We start from the raw sequence: 7,029 nt of genomic DNA, 5'->3' as shown, positions 1-7,029 counted from the left end.
TGCCTGCGCTGCAACTCCGGTTTGATTTGGAAAAGGAGCTAATCCCAAATTCACCGAATTCGGAACCACGATGTTTTCTGCGCCTAACTGAGCTAAGGTTGCGATCGCGCTAGAAATATTCGTCACTGCCTCGCTAATTCCTTTAGCGGCTCCCTGCGGATCTAGTGGCAGATTCAATAGGTCGTTACTGCCTGCCCACACAACATAGAGCGCGTTTGGGTCAGCGCCTTTCGCTCCCGTTGTAGCGGCAAAGGTACCCACCTCGTCAAGAAGTCCGGGCAAATTTAAACTCTCCGGTAAACCAAACAGAGTATTGGCGATGTTGTCCCGCCCAGTTTTTGCGCCACCAAAAGCAAAGTTGTTAACCGAAGTTTCCTCTAAGTTCAAACGAGGAGCGAGATAATCTGCCCAGATCGGACCATTCGAGAAGCGTCCGTCAAAGTAGGGAGGACTAGGAGGAACTTGCTGACCGGTGAGATTAAAAAGATTGCCCGGATCAGAAAGACTGTCTCCGAAAATAACAAGCCCACTGATGGGCAAAGAATGGCTAGGAGTGCAGTCTAAATCAAAGTTTCTGAAATCAATGTTCCACGAAAATGAGCCAATATCCGGCAGATCACGAAGAAACGCCTCCGCTTGCTCGATCAGAGGGGTTGCATCAGGAATCTCAAATGAAAAGGTTCTAGATAGTTCACTGTAGTCGGAAGAGGTCAAAGAGCCACTGACTTTAGGGAAATCAAAATTGAGGGTAATTTGATTTGTCATAGCAGTAGTGTTGGCAGGGTGAGGAGACTAACAAAACTGTAGATAAATTACACAACGACGCGGAATGAATTTGCAAAATGTATTGATTCACATTCCGATTTATATTCCGCTAATACATTACTTACGCTGTTGCTGCACGTCCTGATTCGGCAATTTCACCTAGCTTAGCACTGGCCCACAACTCTTCACCAAGAAGCTCATCCTGCATCCGGACATTAGGCGTGCGCGCTTCCTTTGGAGTTGCGCGTTGCGCTAATCACAGCCCAGTACTGACAACTCATCACATCGTCGCCCTAAGTTACTGGATAATCGCCGTTTTCAGCAGATCGGCAGGCAATAACGGCGAAGTGACCTGCGTTTACCCCGTCGGGGGAACTGCTCCGCATCGCAAGCGCGATCGCGGTTTCATCATACCCCTGACTCCATCCGTCGCTCCTCCCAAGCATTGCCTAACCTGCTCCAGTGCCAAGTCCTTGAATTGCACAACAATACGCCCCCACCTATTTTTCTCTAACAGATGGGGGCGTATGGCTAGAAAACATGAGCTACAGGTCAGGCGCTAGAGGTCGTTCTCACCCAACTCGCGAGCCATGTAATCAAACGGCTGATCCAAAAACCCTGTGCTTGTAAGTCCTGCCGCCGCAACCTGTTCCTTCACAATGTCTTTCATGATTTGAATCCCGCGAACGGTCGGACCAATCGGCACACCCAACGAGTTATAGGTTTCGCGCAAGCCTTCTAAAACTCGCTCATCCAACACATCCATATCGCCTGCTACAAGTGCATAGCTGGCATAGCGGAGGTAGTAATCCATATCTCGCAGGCAAGCCGCATAACGACGAGTTGTATATGCATTTCCACCGGCACGAATCAGTTCGGGGAGTTCATCAAAGAGTTGTTTTCCCGCTTGCCGAACAATTCCCGCCGCATTTGAGTTGATTACCGTTGCTGCTTGAACCCGCGCCATCCCAGTATCAAAATAGGATTTCAGGTTATCAAGAGCATTGCGATCGAGGTAACGACCGGTAACGTCATAGTTTCTAATCAGGCTTGTCACTGCGTCCCGCATGAAATTATTCTCCCAACAATCCCTGTAACTAAAGGTGTTTAGCTTGTGTGTTTAGCTAAGGCAACGTCGACTCACAGCCCTCGTCGAACCTTGTCGAAGCGTCATAAATTTCTGATTTAGGCTCAAGTCTACCACGGGGGACTGAACCTATATTTGACGGTATCCTTTGGGGTAGCCCTCTATTCGCAAATCGTTACATTTCTTCTAATTTAGCCAGGGATAGGCCAAGAAAAGAATGAACGGATGGAGCTTGTAGCATTTGTAATTCTTAAATCTTAAGTTGAATTCCAAAGAACACAAAGCGTTTTGTAACAAGCGATACAAAATCGCTGTGAGCCTCTTTCTACGATGGTTCAGTTAAACCTTAGATTTCAAAAGACCGCGATTCTTGGAAGTCACGTTCCGGGAAAATCGGTGTTCTGCGAGTCGATTCTAGGTTTTGGGCAAGGAAAAACTGTTTGGGTCAATCTCTTCACAGGGTTGCAGGGTAAGGTTAGCGGTTTGATCGCTAAATTTGATTTTTAAGTTTGATTGATTTTCAAGTTTGATCGTCAAATTGGCTTAACCTAAACACCTTTTTTAACTTTCCAAGCCTACTTTTCTAACCACGCGCTCAGAGTTGAGCAAGACGAACCGAGTAAGGAGTATTTCATGGCAACCCCGCAAGACATCCTGGCATGGATTAATAATGAGAATATTGAACTCATTGATCTTAAGTTCATTGATACGCCAGGAATTTGGCAGCATCTGACATTACACAAGAGCCAGATCGAGGAAAGTAGCTTCACTGAAGGTGTTGCCTTTGATGGTTCGAGCATTCGCGGTTGGAAGTCGATCAACGAGTCGGATATGGCGATGGTTCCAGATCCGGATACTGCTTGGATTGATCCATTCATGGAACACCCGACTCTGAGCATGGTCTGCTCGATTATTGAACCGCGTACCGGACAACCTTACAGTCGCGATCCTCGCTCAATTGCCCAAAAAGCGATCGATTACCTGAAAACGACCGGATTAGGCGATACCGCGTTCTTTGGTCCTGAAGCTGAATTTTTCATCTTTGATGATGTCCGCTATGACCAAAACCAGCACGAAGGTTACTATCACGTCGATAGTTCTGAAGGAATTTGGAACTCTGGTCGGACTGAGCCAGGTGGCAACTTGGGCTACAAGCCTCGGAATAAAGAGGGGTACTTCCCAGTTGCACCGACCGACACCTCCCAGGATATGCGGTCTGAGATGCTGCTGACGATGGCAAAGTGCGGTGTGCCGATCGAGAAGCATCACCATGAAGTTGCCACGGGCGGTCAGTGCGAGTTGGGCATCAAGTTTGGTACGTTGGTGCAAGCCGCAGACTGGCTGATGACCTACAAGTACGTCATTAAAAATGTGGCGCGGAAGTATGGCAAGAGCATTACCTTTATGCCCAAGCCTATCTTTGGCGATAATGGCTCTGGAATGCACTGTCACCAGTCGATCTGGAACAACGGTGAGCCGACGTTTGCAGGCGACATGTATGCCGGGTTGAGCCAAACGGCGCTCTGGTACATCGGTGGCATTCTGAGGCACGCCCCGTCCTTGTTGGCATTCACCAATCCGACCACGAATTCCTACAAGCGTCTGGTTCCAGGATTTGAAGCTCCGGTGAACTTAGCCTATTCTCAGGGCAACCGTTCGGCGTCTGTCCGAATTCCGCTTTCAGGTACCAATCCTAAAGCGAAGCGGCTTGAGTTCCGCTGTCCTGATGCTACGTCTAATCCTTACCTCGCGTTTGCTGCGATGTTGTGTGCGGGTATTGATGGTATCAAGAATCAAATCGATCCGGGTTCTCCGCTCGATGTGGATATCTATGAACTCAGCCCCGAAGAATTGGCGAAGGTTCCGTCTACGCCAGGGTCATTGGCTGAAGCGCTGAAGAACCTCGAAACGGATCATTCGTACTTGACCTCAGGCGGTGTGTTCACTGAGGACTTTATTGAAAGCTGGATTAGCTACAAGCTCGACCGTGAGGTGATTCCGATGAGTATTCGTCCTCATCCTTACGAGTTCATGCTGTACTACGACTGCTAAGCGTTGCGTTAAGTCAGTTTCATGGGTTGGATGGAGCGATCGCATCTTTTAGAGGCGCGATCGCTCTTTCATGCTTTAAAGAATCAATTACTGAAACTCAATGCTGCTCTCATTAAATTCGTTACAATTATTGATGTAAGTGGGTTTCAGTCTAATAAAGTTTAACCATGCCTGACACGTTAACAAAACTGGCGTATCAAACATTTCAGCAGGGCAAGAGCGTTTTTGGGTTGGCACACAAAGCCGTGGGCATCCAATTGACCAATCTTGTCGCTCCTTCTTCAGAAAGCAAGACGGCTCCGGTTTCAGCGGAGATTCTGGGTCAGATTCAGCAACGCTATAGGCGTATTGTGGAAGCGGACTGGCAAGATGCGGAGCAGGGCGTTTATCCAGAAAGCATTCTGTTTGATAATCCTTGGGACGACTTCTTCCGCTTCTATCCGGTGGTGTGGCTTGACATGCCTTCGATGTGGGAGCGAGTGCAAAACAAGCAGCACCAAAAGTTTGACACGGCGGTTGAGACTGGTGGGTATCCCAGCTATTACCTGCAAAACTTCCACCATCAGACAAATGGCTATCTCAGCGACCTGTCAGCCAACTTATACGATTTGCAGGTCGAACTCCTGTTTAATGGAGCCGCCGATCCAATGCGGCGGCGTATCTTAGCTCCCTTAAAAGAAGGGTTGCAGGCGTTTCGGGACGTTCCTCCGACTCAAATCAAGGTTCTAGACGTTGCTTGCGGTACAGGTCGGACGCTCAAGAATATTCGAGCAATGCTGCCGAAGGCGTCGCTCTATGGAACAGATTTATCGCCTGCTTATTTGCGGAAAGCCAATCAGCTTCTGTCACAAAATCCTGGAGAGTTGCTCCAACTGATTCAGGCAAATGCAGAAGAATTACCGTATGTGGACAACTATTTCCATGCGGTAAGCTGCGTCTTTTTGTTTCATGAACTGCCCGCACAAGCGCGTCAGAACGTGATCAACAATTGCTTCCGCGTGGTCAAGCCCGGTGGTACGTTTGTCATCTGTGACTCGATTCAGGTGAGCGACTCACCGGAAATGGCTCCTCTAATGGAAAACTTCCCGGAGATGTTCCACGAGCCGTACTACCGCCACTACAGCACCGATAATTTGGAAGCACGATTACAGGAAGCGGGCTTTACGGACATTTCGACGCAGGTACATTTTATGAGCAAGTATTGGATTGCTCGTAAGCCTGCGGAAGGACAGACCGAAGCAGCGCAACAGGTTAATCAAACCATTCCTGTTGAAGTATAGAGCGAAATTTGAGCAATGAAAAAGGGTACATCGTTAACGATGTACCCTTTTTGAGGTTATGCGGATGGCGAGACTCGAACTCGCAAGGCAAAGCCACACGCACCTCAAGCGTGCGCGTATACCAATTCCGCCACATCCGCTGAAGCCTTACCTAGAATAAATGACGGACAACGAGATTGACACGTCGAATATCACGCCTCTTACAGAGGAGTTTTTCAGAGGAGTTTTTCTCAAAGGCAATGTTGAGGATGCCTGCTTCATCATTGGCTACCATCGCGGTTCAGGTTGCTCCGAGACGTTGATGTGGTTTTAATCAAGAGGTGAAAAGGCTGAACAGCATATGGCTACCGCTTCACGAATCTATGCAGAAGCACAAAAGAATACTGCTAGCGATCGTCAATCAGCATAATGATTCGGTCAGACTATGTGAAAGTTCAGAGGGAGAACTATAGGGGGAGCGGTCAAATAAGAAGAGATGATGCAGGTCTTGGCAAAGCATTTTCCTCATCAAGAGGAAGCCAGCGATTCTCTTTCTGCCTGTGAACTTGCAGTGATAACATCTGGTACAGGTACACCGACCTTTGTTGCATAGTAGCGGCAGGCAGCGTGTCCGAGTATGTGAACCATTGCAAACCGAAGCATAGAGTCTGACCCTATATCGACCGCGTCACCCGCAAAAGGAACTTGGCTAATTGGATACTTCAGCAATCCAACCCCTGCTTTAATTGTTGGACCGCTACTAAGGTTAACGGTGGCAAGCGAAATGATTTCTGCTTTTCGTGCCGGATCATTGAGATCAAGTCCATACAAGGCTGCAATTTCATAAACCAGTTCAGCCTGTGTTCGTACAGTTGTCACCCAATCGCTAGGTAATAGTGATTTTCGAGCATGGTTCCAAATAAAATGTTTTGCAAGCTGTCCAGACATCTGGTCTGGATGCATTTGTTGCCATTGATGCGTTCGAGCCTCGATCTGAACTGTATCTAATTCATCAATGACTACGTCTAGCAACGGTAGAACCTGGCTATTGAAGGATTGGGAAATGCCTTGAGCAATCAGTTCTGAAGCATGTTTTGCGCCTTCAGCGGCCTGTCCCATGAGTTGGTAAGTTTCTTTGGCGGTGATTTGTCCCACTTGCACGGTTGCGCTACCAACCACTCCTCCAACTTGAATAGCCTTACCGACTGCTACTTTGCCTACCTGAAGTGTTGTATCTCCAACCACCCCGCCAACCTGAATAGCCGCTCCAGTTGCTGCTTTGCCAGCTTGCAGTGCCACAGTTCCTACAGTTCCTCCAACGTGAACAGCTGTACCGACTGCTACTTTGCTTGCCCCAACTGCTGCACCACCAACCACCCCGCCAACTTGAACAGCCGTTTGTGCTATACCTGTTCCAGTCTGTAACGCAGTACTTCCAGCACTCAAACTGGCATTGAGTGCTGCTCCAGCAACTGTTCCGCTTGTTTTTATTGCACTACTGCCTAAAGATTCCCCAGCTTGCACCATTTTTTCCGCCCATGTATTGCCAGAATCAGCCTTGGCAATTTGGGGTAGAAGCAACTGAATCCCTAGAAAGCCAGATAGAACAAGGCTGAGCAAGAGAACTTTCCTAATCAGGGATTGCCAAATTTTCAAGCGTTTCATGGACCAATAACCTGGTTGAGCGACAAGATTGCAACACGCGATCGTGGAACTTGTTTTCAGTTATCCCTGACTACTTCACCCGTTAACGCAAGAAATGGAAAAGCTTGAATAAGTTGGTTGGAAACTGTTTCGGACTGTATGGGCAGCGCTGAGGGAGCCTACTTTTACAAGATACGAGGAAATCCGCCATTGGTTCAGGGC

At 48.2% G+C, this 7,029-nt stretch carries 7 protein-coding genes and 1 tRNA gene; 3 read left to right on the top strand and 5 right to left on the bottom strand.

The genetic code is table 11. The annotated features are described in order from the left end of the window. From AC5JLB_RS00970 to apcB, 3 genes are all read right to left on the bottom strand, one after another. On the bottom strand, nucleotides 1-765 hold a 765-nt coding region (locus AC5JLB_RS00970), incomplete at its 3' end, for an SGNH/GDSL hydrolase family protein (RefSeq protein ID WP_495871985.1). Between the two features lie 293 nt (nucleotides 766-1,058). Further along, a complete protein-coding gene (locus AC5JLB_RS00965; protein ID WP_495871984.1) occupies nucleotides 1,059-1,211 on the bottom strand; it encodes a hypothetical protein in 153 nt (50 codons plus the stop codon). Between the two features lie 113 nt (nucleotides 1,212-1,324). Further along, a complete protein-coding gene (apcB, locus tag AC5JLB_RS00960; RefSeq protein ID WP_495871983.1) occupies nucleotides 1,325-1,834 on the bottom strand; it encodes an allophycocyanin subunit beta in 510 nt (169 codons plus the stop codon). Nucleotides 1,835-2,182: 348 nt separating this feature from the next. Here apcB and AC5JLB_RS00955 point away from each other — a divergent pair, with 348 nt between their 5' ends. The 3 genes from AC5JLB_RS00955 to AC5JLB_RS00945 all read left to right on the top strand — a co-directional run bounded on the left by AC5JLB_RS00955 (nucleotide 2,183) and on the right by AC5JLB_RS00945 (nucleotide 5,184). Beyond that, entirely contained in the window at nucleotides 2,183-2,359 is a 177-nt protein-coding gene (locus AC5JLB_RS00955; protein WP_495871982.1) for a hypothetical protein, read from the top strand. Nucleotides 2,360-2,485: 126 nt separating this feature from the next. After that, nucleotides 2,486-3,904 (top strand): type I glutamate--ammonia ligase, encoded by a 1,419-nt coding sequence (gene glnA / locus AC5JLB_RS00950; protein WP_495871981.1) that lies wholly within the window; start codon nucleotides 2,486-2,488, stop codon nucleotides 3,902-3,904. A 167-nt stretch (nucleotides 3,905-4,071) separates the two neighbouring features. Beyond that, nucleotides 4,072-5,184 (top strand): class I SAM-dependent methyltransferase, encoded by a 1,113-nt coding sequence (locus tag AC5JLB_RS00945; protein ID WP_495871980.1) that lies wholly within the window; start codon nucleotides 4,072-4,074, stop codon nucleotides 5,182-5,184. Nucleotides 5,185-5,243: 59 nt separating this feature from the next. Here AC5JLB_RS00945 and AC5JLB_RS00940 read toward each other — a convergent pair. Both AC5JLB_RS00940 and AC5JLB_RS00935 read right to left on the bottom strand, forming a co-directional pair. After that, nucleotides 5,244-5,324, bottom strand: a tRNA-Leu gene (locus AC5JLB_RS00940). A 367-nt stretch (nucleotides 5,325-5,691) separates the two neighbouring features. Continuing rightward, complete coding sequence (locus AC5JLB_RS00935; protein WP_495871979.1) at nucleotides 5,692-6,828, bottom strand: hypothetical protein; 1,137 nt, start codon at nucleotides 6,826-6,828, stop codon at nucleotides 5,692-5,694. Nucleotides 6,829-7,029: the final 201 nt, after the last annotated feature.

This window comes from Myxacorys chilensis (assembly GCF_059505265.1).
This window is presented reverse-complemented; position numbering and strand designations above follow the sequence as displayed.

What these genes read in the sequence shown, in the direction of transcription:
- glnA (WP_495871981.1), top strand. Translation starts at nt 2,486, where the DNA reads ATGGCAACCCCGCAAGACATCCTGGCATGGATTAATAATGAGAATATT.
- AC5JLB_RS00965 (WP_495871984.1), bottom strand. Translation starts at nt 1,211, where the DNA reads ATGCTTGGGAGGAGCGACGGATGGAGTCAGGGGTATGATGAAACCGCG.
- AC5JLB_RS00945 (WP_495871980.1), top strand. Translation starts at nt 4,072, where the DNA reads ATGCCTGACACGTTAACAAAACTGGCGTATCAAACATTTCAGCAGGGC.
- apcB (WP_495871983.1), bottom strand. Translation starts at nt 1,834, where the DNA reads ATGCGGGACGCAGTGACAAGCCTGATTAGAAACTATGACGTTACCGGT.
- AC5JLB_RS00955 (WP_495871982.1), top strand. Translation starts at nt 2,183, where the DNA reads ATGGTTCAGTTAAACCTTAGATTTCAAAAGACCGCGATTCTTGGAAGT.
- AC5JLB_RS00935 (WP_495871979.1), bottom strand. Translation starts at nt 6,828, where the DNA reads ATGAAACGCTTGAAAATTTGGCAATCCCTGATTAGGAAAGTTCTCTTG.